Consider the following 18148-nt stretch of genomic DNA (forward strand, 5'->3'; position numbering starts at 1 on the left):
TACTGCAATTTACGAAATTACCCCAGAACCTACCAACTCATCATTTAAATACCAAGCTACGAATTGCCCCTCTGTAATTGCCGATTGAAATTCCTCAAACTCAACATACAGTCCACTATCAACTTTATGTAATGTAGCTTTTTGTAACGGCTGTCTGTAACGAATACGAGCCATCACCTGCATCGTTTCATCGGTTTTTAAAGCTAAATCTTTACGAATCCAGTGTAATTCTTCATTGGAAACAAATAAGGCTTTTTTTAATAACCCGGGATGCGCTTTACCTTGACCTGTATATATCACATTTTCATCTACATCGGTATCAATAACAAACAATGGTTCAACTGTACCACCAACACCTAAGCCCTTACGCTGCCCTTTGGTGAAGTAATGTGCGCCTTGGTGCTTACCAACCACTTTTCCGTAGTCTACTTTATAATCTAATTTACGAGATAAAAACTCTAGTTTCTCTTCTTCCGACTGAAACTCTGGTATCTCCTCATTGAATATTGGCTGCTCTTTAGGCACTTCTACAATAACACCTTCTTTAGGCTTTAATTGCTGCTGAAGAAAATCGGGCAGCTTCACCTTACCAATGAAACATAATCCTTGTGAATCTTTCTTTTCTGCCGTCACCAAATCTAATTTGGTAGCGATTTCACGTACCTGAGGTTTTGTTAACTCCCCAATTGGAAACAGCGATTTTGCCAACTGCTCTTGCGACAGCTGACATAAGAAATAGGACTGGTCTTTATTATTATCTACTCCAGCAAGAAGTTGGTAAACTTCTTCTCCATCCTTTTCAATGGTGCCTTTTCTACAGTAATGTCCGGTTGCCACATAGTCTGCACCTAAACCAAGGGCGATATCCATAAAAACATCGAACTTAATTTCACGGTTACATAATACATCTGGGTTTGGCGTACGACCTTTTTCATATTCCTGAAACATATAATCGACAATGCGCTCTTTATACTGCTCGCTTAAATCGACCGTTTGAAAAGGAATACCTAATTTCTCTGCTACAAGCATGGCATCATTACTATCGTCAAGCCAAGGACATTCGTTAGATATGGTTACAGAATCGTCATGCCAATTCTTCATAAACAAGCCAATAACTTCATAACCTTGCTCCTGTAATAAATACGCAGCAACGCTTGAATCTACACCACCAGAAAGCCCTATAATAACTCGTTTCATTCGTTTTTAAATTAACTTATAATATTCAAGGTTGAAAACCTATTAAAATCATTTACAAAAAATGAAGGCACAAAGATACGCATAATAATCAATTTCTTTAGCCAATTATTATTCTCATGAAGTCTGTGAAAATCATTTTGTTTAACTTTTACACATAAAAATTAAACTAGATTAATATTTTTTGTTTAATTATTTCTTATATTTGTTAAACAAATCCAAAATCCTAACGAAAATGAGAAATTTAAAAACATTAAAAGTACTTATGTTATTACTGGCTGTTGTGGTGTTTTCATCGTGTAGTGACGACGATGATGACAACATTCAAGAACAATTAAACATCGTTGAAATTGCTCAGAACACACCAGAATTAAGTCTTTTGGTTGAAGCAGTTATTCAAGCAGATTTAGTTGGTGCCTTATCTGCAGATGGTCAAATGACCGTGATGGCACCAACAAACACTGCCTTTTCAGCATTTTTAAATGCCAAAGGGTTTGCTAGCTTATCGGAAGTTCCGAACGATGTTTTAACGCAAATTCTATTAAACCATGTTATAGGTGGAGCAAATATTACGTCTTCTGCCCTAATAGGAAACATGGGATACACGAACACTCTAGCGGATGGACCAAATAGCACAAAATTAAGTTTGTATTATGACGGCACATCAGGAGTTATGTTTAACGGAAGCTCTACGGTTACAGTTCCAGATATTGTTGCATCTAACGGTATTATTCATGTTGTTGATGCTGTAATAGATTTACCAACAATAGCTACATTCGCGACATCGAATGCAGCATTATCGACACTAGTTGATGTTTTAGCTTATGCCGATACCGGAACTCCGACTGTACCATATATTGAAACCGTATCAAACCCAGAAGCTGGACCTTTCACGGTTTTTGCACCTACTAACGATGCTTTTACTTCCTTGTTAGACTTCTTAAAAGTTTCTGCTCTAACCGATATTCCAACGGAAACTGTTGATGCGGTGTTATTACATCATATTGTAAATGCGAACGTACAATCTTCTCAGTTGGTGAGTGGCACAGTCTCTACAATTGGAGGTGATATTACAGCTGATGCCTCTGCCTTTACCTTAACCGATGCAAACGGTCGTGTGAGTAATATTGTAACATCGTTAGTCGATATACAGGCTACCAATGGTGTTGTTCACGTTATTGACAATGTGATACTTCCTGATTTAAACTAATACAATTTGATTAATAGATGAGATAATAAAACATATTATCAAAAAAAAGCTCCTTCATTACGAAGGGGCTTTTGTATTTTAATCGAAATTCTTTTGTTCTTTTAAAACTCCTTTTTCGTAATACTTCCAAACTCCAGATTTTTGTCCGTTCTTAAACTGCCCTTCTACTTCAGGAGTGCCATCTAAGAAATAAACCACGTATTTACCGTGCATTTCACCATTTAGGTAATTAGCTCTACTAATTAACTTATTATTCTCTGCGTAAGACAACGACTCTCCATCAAGTTTACCTGCCCTATAGGTTTCCTTTTCAGCCATATTACCATTATTATAATAAACAATACGATCGCCATCCAATTCTCCTTTAGAGTTATAATGCTCCAGAATTAAAAGGTTATCGTTGTTTTTTTGATAATATTTCCACTCGCCAATATAGAGTTTACCATCCATTTTGCCTTCGCTAATCACTTTTCCGGTAGAGGCATAAAACTTTACTTCTGCAATATTGTTTTCAGGATTGAATTGTTTAGTCGCAGTTAGAACCGCTCTGCTTCTAATGTTTTTGTAAAATTTAAAAAGACCTGTTTCCTTACCATGGTTAAATTCACCTTCGTAGCGCAACACATTAGTATCTTCAAAATTTTTCTTCCAGACACCATCGCGTTTGCCATTGGCATCGAACTGATTTATGCTTTGCGCAGAAACAATTGAGGTTAAAAGCAAACCTAAGATAGAGTGTAATAATTTCATAATTCTAAATTTAATTATAGTAGATTTTGGGGTTATTGAAATAACTACAAAAAAACGAAAGTATTGTTTTTTGCTCTTATTATCAAACAAAAAAAGCTGCCATAAAATTATGACAGCTTTTCAAAATATCTATACAAATGATTATTTACGTTTTTGTTGCATTTGCTTTTGTTTTTCAGCTTCCTCCATCATTTGTTTCATCTTTTGCTGAAAACGGTTTTCCTTCTTAGGCTTCTTCTTATTTTCTTGAATCTGAGCATGAATTTTATCTTCATCAAGAATATAATTTTTAATCACTAAGATAATACCAATACTAATTAAGTTAGACACAAAATAATATAAACTTAATCCTGACGCATAGTTATTAAAGAAGAATAACATCATGATTGGTGAGAAATACATCATATATTTCATCATTTTACCCATGTCTGGCATACCCTCTTGTTGTGGTTGTGTTGCCACTTGCTGCCCTGTAGTTAAACGCATATAGAAGAAAATTGCTATAGACGCTAATAACGGGAATAAACTTACGTGATCTCCATAAAATGGAATCTTAAATGGTAATTCTAAAATCGTATCGTAAGACGATAAATCCTCTGCCCAAAGGAAACTTTTTTGACGTAAATCGAAAGCCGAAGGGAAGAACTGGAATAACGCATAGAATACCGGTAACTGAATTAACGCTGGTAAACATCCTGCCATTGGGCTTGCGCCTGCCTTGGTTTGTAAGGCTAAGGTTTCTTGTTGCGCTTTCATTTTATTGTCCTTGTACTTCTCACGAATAGCGTCTAATTCTGGTTTTAACACCTTCATTTTTGCCTGAGACAAGAATTGCTTGTATTGCACAAATGACATGATTAATTTAATCGAAATCGTCATAACGATAATAGCAATACCGTACGGTAAAAAGCTACTTAAGAATGCAAAAAATGGTATGAATAAGTAACGGTTAATCCATCCGAAAATACCCCAACCAAGCGGTACGATTTCATCTAAATTTCTATCGTATTGATTTAAGATTTTATAATCTGTTGGCCCGTAATACCAATCCATCGACTGGCTTAACTCACCACCTTTAAGTTGTAAAGGCATTTTAGCCGTAAAGGCTTTGGTGTAAACCGTATCGATATCTTCGTTTTGTACTAAGTTTCGCGATTCTAAATTTGCCGTTTTAATTGGCTCATCAGATAATAAAATAGAGGTAAAGAAATGCTGTTTAAACGCTACATAAGTTAAATCTTCAGCAGTATCTTCACTTAAATCACGTTGTCCTAGATAATCATCTTTGCCATCTTCGTATTCGAAAACCACTTCGGTATAACGATTGTCGTAAGAGATACTTTTAGCATGACGATAGGTCTTTAATTTCCAGTCTAAGTTAATGTCTTGAGAACTGTTAATGACTTCACTCAGTCCTTGAGAACGGATGGTGAAATTCATCATGTAATCACCTTCTTTTAACTCATAACGGTACTCTAAATACTTAGATTCTGATACTTTAAGTTTCATAGAAACCACGGTAACATCACCATTTTTAGTAATGCTTGGAGCAAAAAGTAAATCTTTAGTGTTTAATATTCTGCTGTCGGTTGTTCCGAAGTTGATATTAAAAGAGGCATTGTTATCTTTAATTAAGTAGATAGGATTTCCTTTAAAATCTACAAACTCTTTTAATCTAACTTCTGAAAGATACCCGCCTTTATTACTGAACTTTAAAGCTAATAGGTCGCTTTCAACTAATGTTTCCTCATTTGAGGTATTGGCTGCTGAATACGCAAAAGCACCTAATTTATTTTTTAAAGCAATTAATTTTAAAGAATCGGATTCTGATCCAGCTGAAAAATCTTCTACAGCTTCAACAAACGAAGCTTCCTTTTCTTCTGCTTTTTTCTCAGCGGCTACCTGTTCTTGCTTTGCTTTTTCTTCTGCTTCAAGTTCTTCAGGCGTTGGCTGGTTTTTCCAAAGCATGAACATTAAAATTCCGAAAATAAGTATAAAACCTATTATAGAATTAAGATCTAATTTTTTTTCTTCCATGAATTCTGTTTGTATCTAGATAATATTAAGATTGTTGGTTATAACAACTTCACAACCTTATAGCAATAAGCTATCCAAATATTATTTTTGTGCCATTCTGGCACTTGATGTCTTCTTTTTATGGTTTAAAGCGGCTTTTACAAACCCTACAAATAATGGGTGAGGATTTGCAACGGTACTCTTATATTCCGGGTGGTATTGAACACCAACAAACCAAGGGTGCGTTGGGATTTCAACGATTTCTACCAATCCTGTTTCTGGGTTTAAACCTGTAGCTTTCATTCCTGCTGCTTCAATAGCTTCTTTATAATCGCCATTAAATTCATAACGGTGACGGTGACGCTCTGAAATGTGTTCTGACTTATAAATATCACGAACAATACTTCCTAATTTCAAGTCACAATCCCAAGCTCCTAAACGCATAGTTCCTCCTTTATCGGTAATGGTTTTCTGGTCTTCCATTAAATCAATTACAGGGTTTGTTGTATTGGGATTCATTTCTGTAGAATCAGCATCGTTTAATCCAAGTACATTTCTTGAAAATTCGATAACTGCCATTTGCATTCCTAAACAAATACCGAAGTAAGGCACATTGTTTTCACGTACATATTGAACAGCATCAATTTTACCTTCAATACCACGCTCACCAAATCCTGGCGCCACAAGAATACCATCTAAATGACCTAATTTAACATCTACATTATCCTTATTAATGTATTCTGAATGTACCGACTCTACATTTACTTTTACTTCGTTTGCAGCACCTGCATGAATAAAGGCTTCTAAAATCGATTTGTAAGAATCTTGTAATTCTACGTATTTACCAATTAAACCAATAGTAATTTCAGTTTTCGGATTTTTAAGACGTGTTAAAAATTCGTTCCATTTAGAAATATCCGGGGTATCGCTTTGTAACCCTAGTTTTTTAAGAACCACGCGATCTAAACCTTCTTTCAGCATTAAGTTTGGAACATCGTAAATGGTAGACGCATCAATAGATTGAATTACTGCTTCTTCTCTAACATTACAGAATAATGCCAGTTTACGACGAATATCTGATGGTAAATCGTGTTCTGTTCTACAAACTAAAATATCAGCCTGTACTCCACTTTCCATTAATGTTTTAACACTGTGCTGTGTTGGCTTTGTTTTTAACTCGCCGGCAGCTGCTAAATATGGCACTAAGGTTAAGTGAATAACAATACCGTTCTCTTCACCTAAATCCCAACGTAACTGACGCACGGCCTCTACGTATGGTAAAGACTCAATATCACCAACAGTTCCACCTATTTCGGTAATAATAATATCGTAATCTCCAGAGTTTCCTAGCATCTGGATACGTTCTTTAATTTCGTCTGTAATATGTGGAACAACCTGAACCGTTTTTCCTAAAAACTCACCACGACGCTCCTTTTGAATCACACTTTGGTAAATTCTTCCAGTAGTAACGTTATTTGCCTGGCTTGTAGGTACGTTTAAAAAACGCTCGTAGTGACCTAAATCTAAGTCGGTTTCAGCACCATCTTCCGTTACGTAACACTCACCGTGTTCATAAGGGTTTAATGTTCCTGGATCTACGTTAATGTATGGATCTAATTTTTGAATGGTTACCCTGTATCCTTGGGCCTGTAATAGCTTTGCTAGAGATGCTGCTATAATTCCTTTTCCTAATGATGATGTAACTCCTCCGGTTACGAAAATGTATTTTGCTGTACTTGTCATGATGCGCTTATAAACGCAGGCAAATTTACAAAATTTAAATAGTTATTACCGAATAGTTTTTTAGTTATTTAACAGCTTATTATTAACAGTAAAAAGAAACCGAATTTCTAATAAACTAAAATCTGATTAAAAATTGCTGCAATCTTTAAAAGATGCTTAAAATTTAAAGTTGAAAAGCATCAAATTCACATAAATTTAAACATTACAATAACTTAACACACTTATTAGCAACGCTTTAATTGAAAAGAATTATTTTTACGAAACGACTTGTAACCTACTTATTATCAATTGGAAACAACAATAAATTCAAAACTCATGACAATTGAAAGCACTGAAATCTTTTTAAAAAAGTTTGGTTATATCTTCACTCGTAATACAAATGAATTAATGGTAACCATGCCTTTTTCGCAATCTATATCTTTAGATTTTTCGCATGATGAAACCCTTAACATAACGAATAGATTAAATACCTGGAATTACCTGACAGTATTTATAAAGATGGAGTTGAAACACGCCTTTATTCTAAACCTTATTTTAGGAGTAGTGTTTAGTATAGGGTTATCGTTTTACGATTTAAAAATAGGCTTGGCAGTATTTATCGTGTCTGCATTATGGTCTATTTTATGGGCTTTAAATTATAAAGCAAGAAGTGAACGCTTCAAACAATTTTTGTTAAAGTGGAGTCAGCAGTACTCTAATGTTACGGTTTAGGGTACTGCTTTCTTATGTTTCGGATTAATTCTTCTAATCCGTTAAGTTTTAATTCATACACTTGGGTAAGCATATCGCCTAGTTTTCCTTTCGGAAATCCTTTTTGGTGATACCATACAATATAGTGTTCTGGCAAATCAATTAAATAACGGTCCTTATACTTACCGTAAGGCATCTTGGTATGCGCTAAGTCAATTAAAAACTTGTAATCAGTAAGCATAAAACCTGTGGATTACTCTACAACAATAATATTTAAATTATCGTACTTCACTACATAAACCGCATTGTTATAGTACCCACCAACAAGTTCCTTATTATAAGCGAACTTATTTTCTACATATTCTGTAAGGGGTGACTGGTTAACCGATGTATATAAATTTTCTGAAGTTACTAATCGCAATACCACATCCATAGTTAAGTCGAACCCTTTTACGGCACGCTTATTAGGAGTAATACCGTATTGTTTTTGGTAAGCCTTCACGAAGGAGTTATTATCAATTTCATTGTAACTTTTCGCTGCTGTTGCATAATGAAAATGAAGGTTAGATAATTGATCATTAGAAACCTCGTCTCCCTCAAAAGCATTATTAAAATTTGTTGTTACCAAAGTAATTTCAATTGGTTCAACACCATTTTTTGGTGCTTCCTTTTGGTTTAAAGAGTTTAATAATACGGTAACATTCGATGCAAAACCTTCATTTTGTGTTTCTAAAAACACATAATTTTTACCTGGTTTCAATACACTTTGAATATCATCTACCATAACGTAATTAGCATCTCTTCCTTCTTTATCCTTTCTTGAGTAAACCAATCTGGCGTATGTAAACTCGCTTTTTAATTCGTTTGCGATTGCGGTATTTTTGACATCTGAAATAACCACTACATTTTTTGCTGTTGAATCTGCTTTAACGTAGTTTACTATTTTAGATTTCAGCAATTTATCGGAAGGTCTCGACTGAAACACATTATCGTATAACCTTAAATCTGTTCCTATTGGAGAAACAATAGGTGTTTTATAAGGTCGTAATTCAATCGCTGCCTTTTCAAAGGTATTCGATGTTAATGGCCCAATAACAGCGTCAACCGTTTCAAAATCGTTGTTATTTATAATTCTGGCCACCTCACTAACTTCATGTTTGGTATCAAAAACATCTACCTTTAACGAAACACCTAGTTTTTTTAAAGAATCAACCGCCATTAAAACACCCGAATGAAAATCTAATGAAGCATTTAAATACGGATCGTTTTTAATGCTGCGCTTTGTATCTGCTACCGAGTCGTAATCGACACGATTTAATCGAAACGGCAACATGACTGCGATGTGTTTGGTGCTAAAATCGGAAACCCTATTCGTTAAATCCACTCGGGTTAACCCATCTGCCGATTCCCCACTCAACGACTTAGAATAAGGTACTTTTAAAATCATACCTTCTTTAAGTCCGGTTTCTTTCAGTCCTGGATTTAAGGTTTCTAATGCTTCCTGATCTAATCCTAATTTTATGTTTAAGCGATAAAACCCTTCTTTAGGTAACACCTTATAATAACTATATTGTTCGTCGATTGTTTTTTGTTCCTTATTTTCAATGTTTGGAACATATACCTGCTGACCAACCTGAAGCGAATCGCCTAAATTAGGATTCAGTTCTTCAAATTCTTTTAAAGTGATACCAAACTTATACGCCACTCGCCATTTACCTTCCTTAGGTTGCACGATATAAGTGGTCACGGCATCGTTTTCTTTTTCTTTTCTCGTTATTTTATATACCGGAATTTGCAGCTTATCCCCTTTTCGTAAAGGCTCGGCATATAGAAATTTATTATGTTTTTTTATTTCATCTTCGGTAACATCATACTCTTTAGCTAAACTATATAACGTTTCCCTTTTGCTTACACGGTGCGGTTTAAATCCAACCAACTCTTTGGTCTCCACAACCTCTGGTTTATTAGCCTTGGAAATTGGTATTATTAATATCGTATTAGGTTTTAATTCCTTCTTCGCATCCGGATTAAGCGCATATATTTGAGATGGTGTTACATAATATTGCTTCGCAAGTTCCTCTACAGTTTCACCTTTTTTAACCTGATGTGTACTAAAATTTTGTGCGTTTGCTGTATTTATACCAAATAACACTGCAAAACCTAAAACGGAAAGATGTTTAAACATTTACTCTACTTTTATTTTGTTAAGGATAAGTACCTTTATTTAGATACACTATTTTTCTTTTTAGTCACATATAATATGCCAAAATTGAAAACCAGTGATTAACAATATTATATAAAACTCTTATTATATACGTTTAGTATTTTAAAATAAGATACCGCTAAACTAAAAATATTGTTTGTAAAAATGACAAACTACTGAAAAAATTAATGGTTTGTATCGAATTAACAAACGTAACCCAATACAAACCATTTTATCTAGTTTTTATTCGATATGAGAATTATTCCCACTCGATAGTTGCTGGTGGTTTTGAGCTTATATCATATACAACTCTATTTACACCTTTCACTTTATTTATAATCTCGTTTGATGTTTTTTGTAAAAACTCGTAAGGTAGGTTCACCCAATCAGCAGTCATACCATCCGTACTTTCCACAGCTCTAAGCGCCACACATTTTTCGTATGTACGCTCATCACCCATAACCCCTACACTGTTAACAGGCAATAACATCGCTCCCGCTTGCCATACCTGATCATAAAGTCCCCATTCTTTTAATCCGTTGATGAAAATCGCATCAACTTCCTGAAGAATACGTACTTTTTCAGCAGTGATATCTCCTAAAATACGAATACCTAAACCTGGTCCCGGGAATGGGTGACGTCCTAATAATTCAGGATCGATACCTAAAGTTGCTCCCACACGTCTCACCTCATCTTTAAAAATAGCACGTAAAGGCTCTACAATTTTAAGTTTCATAAAATCTGGTAACCCCCCCACGTTATGGTGACTCTTAATTGTTGCTGAAGGTCCGCCAGTAGCAGAAACACTCTCGATAACGTCTGGGTAAATGGTGCCTTGTGCCAACCATTTTACATCGGTTAATTTATGAGCTTCATCATCGAAAACTTCGATAAATGTTTTTCCAATAGCTTTTCGTTTTAACTCAGGATCTTCAAGACCAGCTAATGCAGCAAGAAATCGCTCTGAAGCATCTACTCCCTTAACATTAAGCCCCATACCTTCGTACTGATTTAAAACGCTTTGGAATTCGTTTTTACGTAATAAACCGTTATTAACGAAAATACAGTATAAGTTTTTGCCAATGGCTTTATTTAAAAGTACTGCAGCGACTGTAGAATCTACTCCTCCAGACAACCCTAATACAACTTTGTCATTTCCAACTTTCTCCTGAATCGCTTCAACAGTTTCTTCAACAAAAGAATCCGGTGTCCAGTCTTGGTTTACTCCAGCAATATTTACCAAAAAGTTCTCTAATAATTGCTTACCATCGGTTGAATGATACACCTCAGGGTGAAACTGAATAGCATAAGTTGTTTCGCCTTCAATTTTATAAGCCGCATTAGTTACATCATTTGTACTAGCTATTAAAACACCATTTGTTGGTAATTCTTTAATAGTATCACTGTGGCTCATCCAAACCTGACTCCCTTCATTAATTCCCGCGAAGAATGCTTCGTCAGATTTTATAAAAGATAGATTAGCGCGACCATATTCTCTAGTGTTTGAAGGCGCTACATTTCCACCTGAAAAATGTGCTAAATATTGTGCCCCGTAACAAACAGCTAACATAGGCTTTACCCCTCTAATACCGTCTAAGTTTGGGTGTAACGCGTCTTCGCCTCTTACAGAATTAGGACTCCCCGAAAGGATAACTGATTTGTAAGACGCTAAATCTTCTGGGATTTTGTTGAATGGATGTATTTCGGAATAGATGTTGAGTTCTCGTACTCGACGTGCAATAAGCTGAGTATATTGCGATCCGAAGTCTAAAATTAATACCTTATCGTGTTGCATGCGCAAAAATAATAATAGATTTTATAATGACAATTAGGTGTCTACTTTTTTTTAAAATTATTAGGCCATCGTTTCTAAAATCATCTCGATATCACGCTCAGTGGTATCAGGATTGATAAAACAAAAACGTGAAACCGTTTCGAAACCATCACCAGTTTTCCATTTAGTAGGTGTTACCAAAGCGAACCCTTTTTTATGATTATCGTAGGTCCAGTTGGTGTAATCCTGAGGCGCCCATCCTTTTCTACGGTATAATACACAAGATAAACTTGGCTCTCTTACCAATTCTAAATACGGACTTTCTTCTATCATTTTACCAGCAATTTGTGCCAGTTCTACACCACGCTCTACCGCTTCTTTATACTTATCTGTTCCGTGCATTGCTAAAGAGAACCATAAAGGTAATCCTCTAACACGTCTGGTTAACTGTATTTGATAATCGGTTGGGTTAAACCCGTGAGCGCCTTCATCCTTAAAGATATCTAAATATGATCCTTGTTGCGAGTGCGCTTGTTTAGCTAACTCCGGTTCTTTATAAATAACTGCACCACAGTCGTAAGGAGAGAATAACCATTTATGAGGGTCAATCGTTACACTATCAGCCCTACCAATGCCTTTGAATAAATGTTTTACAGAATCGGCTAATAAAGCCCCTCCTCCATAAGCAGCATCAACGTGGAACCATAAATTTTCTTCAGCACAAATATCTGCGATTCCATCTAAATCATCAACAATACCGGCATTGGTTGTTCCTCCGGTGCCTACAACTGCAAATAAACGCTCGCGCTCAATTGGAGATAAACCATCAATCGTAGCTCGTAATGCTGAAGTTTCTAAACGGTCTTCTGTATCTACTAAATGCACATCGATGTCGGCCACTTTTGCCATCGCCTTAACCGATGAGTGCGCCCCGATAGATGTGATGATTAATCCTTTTTGTCCTTTATGCGTTGGATCGTTAGTACGCCAGTTTTCACGTGCCGTAACAATTGCAGAAAGGTTAGCTGATGTCCCTCCACTAGTAAAGACTCCAAAAGCACCTTCCGGCATACCTGTTAAAGACACAATCCATTTCATAGCTTCATTTTCACAGAAAATTCCTCCTGCACCTTCCATCCAGTAAGCACCATGAATACTTGATGCTGCCGTAATTAAATCGAACATAATAGCCGCTCTGGTTGGCGATGCTGGTACAAACGCCAGGTTTCTTGGGTGGTCTACCGGTACATTTGCCTTAGATAAGTGCTCTTTCCATAAGTTAAAAGCATATTCTCCACCAACACCTTTTTCGGTAATGGTTTCTCCTACCAATGCTTTTAACTCTTCATACTTTTTAGGTTTCCCAATAGGGTGCTCAACTTCTGATACTCGTCCAATGACATATTTCATGACGTCTAACGTCATTTCAATAAGTCCCATGTCAATTTTATGCATGCTTACTATTTATAATTTTAAAAGAGAAAATTCCTTATTTAAAGGATTAAGATGTTTGATAAGTTCAGGAATTAACAATTTACCATACTCTAAATAAAACTGAGAGAAATTAGTGTTGCGCTCCTGTAAACTTTGGTTCGGAAATAATTCGTTTTGCAGGCCGGTCATTCTTGACACCTGATCTGCCAATGCTTTTTTCTGTGCTTTTAGCAAACGTTTTTCTAAATGTTCTAAACCTTTAATTTGTTTTACTTCCTGAGCTTTTACTGCTCCAATAAAAGATTTATCGGTTTGTTCTGCTAAAGTATATAAGTCTTCAAATTGCTTTTGAAGTGTTTCTTTTTGTGCTGAAAAATCGATATCTATATTCGATATTTCACGTACTTTTTTATTGATAAACGTCGATTGCTTTAAAAAGATATCGTTCGTTGAAATATTTAAATTCTGAAGTTTTTTATGCTGACTTTCGGTTTCTATTAATACTGAATTACGAAGTAATAACACAGGAAACGGCACATTAACTTTATTAAAGAATTGTTTCAACTGAAACCAATATGCCAATTCACCGCCTCCACCAATGTAACATAGGTTAGGCAAAATGACTTCCTGATATAACGGACGTGTAATGACATTCGGACTAAAACGCTCTGGAAACTCATTAAGTTCTTTCACTATTTCAGCTTTCGTCCAGGCAATATTAGTATTTAAAACACTAAAAGTTTCATTTTCAAACACAATACGTTCACGTAACTCTTCTTTAATGTAAAACACATTAATTTCTCGAGGATTAACTTGAATCGTATAATCGTTATTTACTGCATTTAACTGTGCGCTGGTTTCTGTAACGTTTGTAAAGGAGGTATTGTTAAACAATTCTTCCTTCACGTAAGGAATAAATTGTTCTTTTAATGCTTTATCATTAGCATCGATGATAACCAAGCCATAATCTTTAAACAATTCGTTGGCTAAATATCGTGTGGCATCGGCTAAATTATCATGCTCTAAATATGCAGATTTAAAAAGCTCTTTTAAATACTCTGCATTTTTACTATTACCTAACTCTAAAGCGAACAGATTAAAAACATCGTCTAAACCGTCGGTTGATAATTCTCCGACAGGTCCCTCTGCTGTTCTATTCCATTGCACCTTTTTACCATTAAAATTGAAATAATTGATTTCTTCAAAATCGTGGTCTTCGGTTGCCATCCAATACACCGGAACGAAATTATAATCGGGATAGGCTTCTTTTAACTCTTTCGAAAGGTTAATTGCCGACACAATTTTATACAAAAAATACAACGGCCCGGTAAATAAATTTAATTGGTGACCTGTTGTAATTGTAAAGGTGTTTTCAGTTTGTAACGCATCAATATGACTTAACGTCAACTCTGATGTTTCAACTTTTTTATACTGGTTTTTCAGAGCTTTAACCAAAGTTAATCTTGACTCTAAACTAAAATTTGATGCTTTTTCTTCTATTTGTTCCTTGAAATTATCAAGGTTTGGAAAACGTTTGTAGAACGGTTTCAATTGCGGGTTTTCATACAGATAGTCGCAGATAAGGCTCGAAAAATATCCTGTGTTTTTAAATGAAATCCCGTCTAATAACATAGTTTATATTAAAATTTGAAACGCAGTTGCAAAGATATAGTTAATATAGTGGTAAAATCTAAAAATTTCGTTAAGAGTTTTTGTTTAAATTTATATTCTAATACTTTATACCGTGCTCGATTTTCTTTTTTCCAGCGATGCTATTATGGCACTGCTTACCTTAACGTTTTTAGAAATTATTTTAGGAATAGATAATATCGTTTTTATCTCTTTAGCTGCCAATAAACTTCCTGAAAAACTTCAATCGAAAGCCACAACCATCGGCTTGTTATTGGCCATGGTACAACGTATTACACTGTTATTTTTCGTCACCTTTTTAATTGGTTTAAAAGAGCCTTTTTACAGTTTAAACCTATCATGGTTGCAGATTTCAGTAAGCTGGCAGGCCATTATCCTGTTTAGTGGCGGGTTGTTTTTAATTTTTAAAAGTACTTCCGAGATTCATGAAAAAGTTGAACTACCTCATCATGATGAAGACAATATAAACAAAAAGAAATTGAAAAGTTTATCGCAAGCCCTGGTTCAAATATTACTTATCGATTTTATATTCTCAATAGACTCCATTTTAACAGCTGTAGGTATGACAAATGGTTTACACGAAAACCACAACTACAATCTCATGTTAATGATTATAGCCGTGGTTATTTCTATTTTTATTATGATTGGGTTTGCGAACCCTATTCGGAAGTTCATTAACACACATCCCAGTATGCAAATATTAGGCTTAGCCTTTTTAATCCTTATCGGTTTTATGCTAATTACTGAAGCTGCTCACCTGTCTCACACCGAATTATTTGGAAACACAGTTGGTGCTATACCTAAAGGGTATTTATATTTTGCAATCGCTTTTTCGCTGTTCGTTGAGTTTTTAAACTTTAGAATTCAGAAAAAACAAAGAAAATTAGAATAATGTCGTTTGAGACTCATCAGATTCTTCATCCCCCTCAATGATATCTTCATCAACAACTTCTAAATCATCGGCATGAACCTCTTCTGGCTCCTCAAAAGGTAACGGATCTAATAAATTGATTTGTTTCACCTTATCTTTCGTTAATTGATTTCCAATTGCTGAAATTCCTTTAATAGCAATAAATTCTTCTAAGTTAACTTCCAAGTTCTCTTTTCGGTCTTTACCGCGTTCTTTAACAAACTCCACTTCGGCCATTGGCAACCAATCGGTAGAAACTATTTCTAAACGTGAATTTTCATGCTCTGGAATAAACGATTCTTCTCTGCCTTCATTTTCAATTAAAAAACGTTTTACGTAATATAATTCACGTTCGCCGTTATAATAAATAGCTGAAACAGGCTTTTTAGGTATCCATTTTTCCAACACAATCATATCGTTATCGAAATGTAGTGTCACCTCAGGGGTAACGGTTTTAACAACACCTTTCTGATTTATAATCAACAATTTGTCTTCACCTCTAAATTCACCTAAAAGCTCACCTCGACCATCAACATTTAAACGCTGAACCGTTTCATCGAACCAGATTTTACGTGGTTTTAATGTTGAAACCCCTTTTTCTTTTAGTTCTACTTTTTTAATAGTATACTTAGTAACCAGGTTCCCTTTAGACTGCCGACCTTTAATCAAAATATCGGCAAAATCGATATCCCATTTCAACTTCTTAATACTTCCAGCTTGTCTCAATAAAATGGTAACCACTTCGGCTTCTCCATTTGGATTTGCAGAGAAATATAATAAAGTTGACCCTTTATTTCCATTAGTTAAATCGTATTCTCGATCTCGGGTAATACTCGTTACATTAAAACGTTTTATATAAGAAGGCCCACCCTTACCATCTCTGTAAATAAGATTATAAATGGTTCGCTTATCTTTTTTCTTAAATACCGCAACGTGAATAATATCCTTACCAACAAAGGTTTTAGAATCCACCTTAGTTACCATCATGCTACCATTTTTCGTAAACACAATAACGTCGTCTATATCACTACAGTCACACACGTACTCATCGCGTTTCAAAGATGTCCCTACGAAACCTTCTTCACGATTAACATAGAGTTTTGTATTACGAATAACAACTTTAGTAGCATCTACATCATCAAATGTACGAATCTCAGTTTTTCGCTCACGCCCTTCTCCATATTCCTTTTTTAATCTGGTAAAATAAGCGATAGCATAATCGATAAGGTGTTCTAAATGGTGTTTTATTTGAGCGATTTGCTCTTCTAAGGCATCAATTTTTTGCTGTGCTTTATCGATATCAAATTTCGAAATTCGCTTAATACGAATTTCGGTAAGTCGCACAATATCGTCTTCGGTTACCGCACGTTTTAAATGCTTAATATGTGGTTGAAGCCCTTTATCGATAGCTTTAATAACCCCTTCCCAGGTCTCTTCTTCTTCAATATCGCGATATACTCTATTCTCGATAAAAATACGCTCCAATGAAGCAAAGTGCCATTGTTCTTCCAGTTCTCCAAGTTTTATTTCTAAATCCTGCTTTAATAACTGAACCGTATTATCAGTACTACGGCGAAGCATTTCGCTAACACCTATAAATAATGGTTTATTATCTTCAATAACACAACCCAATGGGGAAATAGAACTCTCACAACTTGTAAACGCATATAAAGCATCAATGGTTTTGTCTGGAGATAGTCCTGCAGGGAGATGAACCAGAATTTCAACCTGAGCAGCTGTATTGTCTTCAATACGTTTTACCTTAATTTTGCCTTTATCATTCGCCTTTAATATAGAGTCTATTAGCGATGATGTATTGGTACCATAAGGCAACTCAGTAATCACCAAAGTATTTTTATCTAACTGAGAAATTTTAGCTCGAACACGAACTTTACCGCCTCTTAAACCATCATTATAGTTTGAGAAATCGGCAATTCCGGCTGTTGGAAAATCCGGAACCAAAGTAAATCGCTTACCTTGTAAATGTTTTACCGAAGCATCGATTAATTCGATAAAGTTATGCGGTAATATTTTTGTTGAAAGTCCTACAGCAATACCTTCGCCTCCTTGCGCTAAAAGCAATGGAAACATAACAGGCAAATTTATAGGCTCTTTACGACGTCCATCGTATGAGGCCTGCCATTCGGTAATTTTGGGGTTGTAAACAACATCGAGCGCGAATTTTGATAAACGTGCCTCAATATAACGAGAAGCAGCAGCACCATCGCCTGTTAATATATTACCCCAGTTTCCTTGGGTATCGATTAACAAATCTTTTTGACCTATTTGCACCATCGCATCGGCGATACTCGCATCTCCGTGGGGATGGTACTGCATAGTGTGGCCTACAATATTAGCCACTTTGTTATAACGCCCATCATCCAAATCTTTCATTGAATGCATGATACGACGTTGTACGGGTTTAAATCCGTCTTCTATTGCAGGCACGGCACGTTCTAATATAACGTACGAGGCATAATCTAAAAACCAGTCTTTATACATTCCCGTAACCCGGGTAATTGTTTCTTGTGGTTCGTCTTGTTCGTTAATTAAATCGTCGCCTTCTTCAATCAT

At 35.4% G+C, this 18148-nt stretch carries 13 protein-coding genes; 3 read left to right on the forward strand and 10 right to left on the reverse strand.

Annotated elements, in window-relative coordinates:
* Positions 1-9: 9 nt before the first annotated feature.
* Positions 10-1197 (reverse strand): tRNA 2-thiouridine(34) synthase MnmA, encoded by a 1188-nt coding sequence (mnmA, locus tag RBH94_RS15655; protein WP_307881748.1) that lies wholly within the window; start codon positions 1195-1197, stop codon positions 10-12.
* Positions 1198-1429: 232 nt separating this feature from the next.
* Between mnmA and RBH94_RS15660 the strand changes: the two genes are divergently transcribed.
* On the forward strand, positions 1430-2404 hold the full coding sequence (locus tag RBH94_RS15660) for a fasciclin domain-containing protein (protein WP_307881749.1): 975 nt from the start codon (positions 1430-1432) through the stop codon (positions 2402-2404).
* 78 nt (positions 2405-2482) lie between these two features.
* Here the strand turns inward: RBH94_RS15660 and RBH94_RS15665 are convergent, their stop codons facing one another.
* The 3 genes from RBH94_RS15665 to RBH94_RS15675 all read right to left on the reverse strand — a co-directional run bounded on the left by RBH94_RS15665 (position 2483) and on the right by RBH94_RS15675 (position 6913).
* Positions 2483-3154 (reverse strand): toxin-antitoxin system YwqK family antitoxin, encoded by a 672-nt coding sequence (locus RBH94_RS15665; protein ID WP_307881750.1) that lies wholly within the window; start codon positions 3152-3154, stop codon positions 2483-2485.
* Positions 3155-3295: 141 nt separating this feature from the next.
* Entirely contained in the window at positions 3296-5191 is a 1896-nt protein-coding gene (yidC, locus tag RBH94_RS15670; protein WP_307881751.1) for a membrane protein insertase YidC, read from the reverse strand.
* A gap of 81 nt (positions 5192-5272) precedes the next feature.
* A complete protein-coding gene (locus RBH94_RS15675; RefSeq protein ID WP_307881752.1) occupies positions 5273-6913 on the reverse strand; it encodes a CTP synthase in 1641 nt (546 codons plus the stop codon).
* 315 nt (positions 6914-7228) lie between these two features.
* On the opposite strand from RBH94_RS15675, the gene RBH94_RS15680 reads away from it, so the two are divergent.
* Positions 7229-7624, forward strand: coding sequence for a hypothetical protein (locus tag RBH94_RS15680; RefSeq protein ID WP_307881753.1), 396 nt, complete (start codon positions 7229-7231; stop codon positions 7622-7624).
* On the opposite strand, the gene RBH94_RS15685 is transcribed toward RBH94_RS15680, so the two are convergent.
* From RBH94_RS15685 to bshC, 5 genes are all read right to left on the reverse strand, one after another.
* Positions 7614-7844 carry a DUF3820 family protein gene (locus RBH94_RS15685; RefSeq protein WP_307881754.1) on the reverse strand — a complete coding sequence of 77 codons (231 nt, stop codon included), beginning with the start codon at positions 7842-7844 and terminating at the stop codon, positions 7614-7616. The two genes, RBH94_RS15680 and RBH94_RS15685, sit on opposite strands and share 11 nt — an antisense overlap.
* Before the next feature lie 12 nt (positions 7845-7856).
* On the reverse strand, positions 7857-9788 hold the full coding sequence (locus RBH94_RS15690) for a LysM peptidoglycan-binding domain-containing protein (protein ID WP_307881755.1): 1932 nt from the start codon (positions 9786-9788) through the stop codon (positions 7857-7859).
* Positions 9789-10065: 277 nt separating this feature from the next.
* Positions 10066-11601 (reverse strand): glutamine-hydrolyzing GMP synthase, encoded by a 1536-nt coding sequence (gene guaA, locus RBH94_RS15695; protein ID WP_307881756.1) that lies wholly within the window; start codon positions 11599-11601, stop codon positions 10066-10068.
* 60 nt (positions 11602-11661) lie between these two features.
* Entirely contained in the window at positions 11662-13035 is a 1374-nt protein-coding gene (locus RBH94_RS15700; RefSeq protein WP_307881757.1) for an aminotransferase class V-fold PLP-dependent enzyme, read from the reverse strand.
* A 9-nt stretch (positions 13036-13044) separates the two neighbouring features.
* Positions 13045-14646: a bacillithiol biosynthesis cysteine-adding enzyme BshC gene (gene bshC / locus RBH94_RS15705; protein ID WP_307881758.1), complete on the reverse strand. Its 1602-nt coding sequence runs from the start codon at positions 14644-14646 to the stop codon at positions 13045-13047.
* Positions 14647-14758: 112 nt separating this feature from the next.
* On the opposite strand from bshC, the gene RBH94_RS15710 reads away from it, so the two are divergent.
* Positions 14759-15556 (forward strand): TerC family protein, encoded by a 798-nt coding sequence (locus RBH94_RS15710; RefSeq protein ID WP_307881759.1) that lies wholly within the window; start codon positions 14759-14761, stop codon positions 15554-15556.
* Here RBH94_RS15710 and RBH94_RS15715 read toward each other — a convergent pair.
* Positions 15548-18148: a DNA gyrase/topoisomerase IV subunit A gene (locus RBH94_RS15715; RefSeq protein ID WP_307881760.1), complete on the reverse strand. Its 2601-nt coding sequence runs from the start codon at positions 18146-18148 to the stop codon at positions 15548-15550. The two genes, RBH94_RS15710 and RBH94_RS15715, sit on opposite strands and share 9 nt — an antisense overlap.

Origin of the sequence: Aestuariibaculum sp. YM273 (assembly GCF_030908365.1) — a bacterium.
GTDB classification, from domain to species: Bacteria; Bacteroidota; Bacteroidia; order Flavobacteriales; family Flavobacteriaceae; genus Aestuariibaculum; species Aestuariibaculum marinum.

Coding starts and splice junctions, on each gene's coding strand:
- mnmA (WP_307881748.1), bottom strand. CDS start 1,197: ATGAAACGAGTTATTATAGGGCTTTCTGGTGGTGTAGATTCAAGCGTT.
- RBH94_RS15660 (WP_307881749.1), top strand. CDS start 1,430: ATGAGAAATTTAAAAACATTAAAAGTACTTATGTTATTACTGGCTGTT.
- RBH94_RS15665 (WP_307881750.1), bottom strand. CDS start 3,154: ATGAAATTATTACACTCTATCTTAGGTTTGCTTTTAACCTCAATTGTT.
- yidC (WP_307881751.1), bottom strand. CDS start 5,191: ATGGAAGAAAAAAAATTAGATCTTAATTCTATAATAGGTTTTATACTT.
- RBH94_RS15675 (WP_307881752.1), bottom strand. CDS start 6,913: ATGACAAGTACAGCAAAATACATTTTCGTAACCGGAGGAGTTACATCA.
- RBH94_RS15680 (WP_307881753.1), top strand. CDS start 7,229: ATGACAATTGAAAGCACTGAAATCTTTTTAAAAAAGTTTGGTTATATC.
- RBH94_RS15685 (WP_307881754.1), bottom strand. CDS start 7,844: ATGCTTACTGATTACAAGTTTTTAATTGACTTAGCGCATACCAAGATG.
- RBH94_RS15690 (WP_307881755.1), bottom strand. CDS start 9,788: ATGTTTAAACATCTTTCCGTTTTAGGTTTTGCAGTGTTATTTGGTATA.
- guaA (WP_307881756.1), bottom strand. CDS start 11,601: ATGCAACACGATAAGGTATTAATTTTAGACTTCGGATCGCAATATACT.
- RBH94_RS15700 (WP_307881757.1), bottom strand. CDS start 13,035: ATGCATAAAATTGACATGGGACTTATTGAAATGACGTTAGACGTCATG.
- bshC (WP_307881758.1), bottom strand. CDS start 14,646: ATGTTATTAGACGGGATTTCATTTAAAAACACAGGATATTTTTCGAGC.
- RBH94_RS15715 (WP_307881760.1), bottom strand. CDS start 18,148: ATGATTGAAGAAGGCGACGATTTAATTAACGAACAAGACGAACCACAA.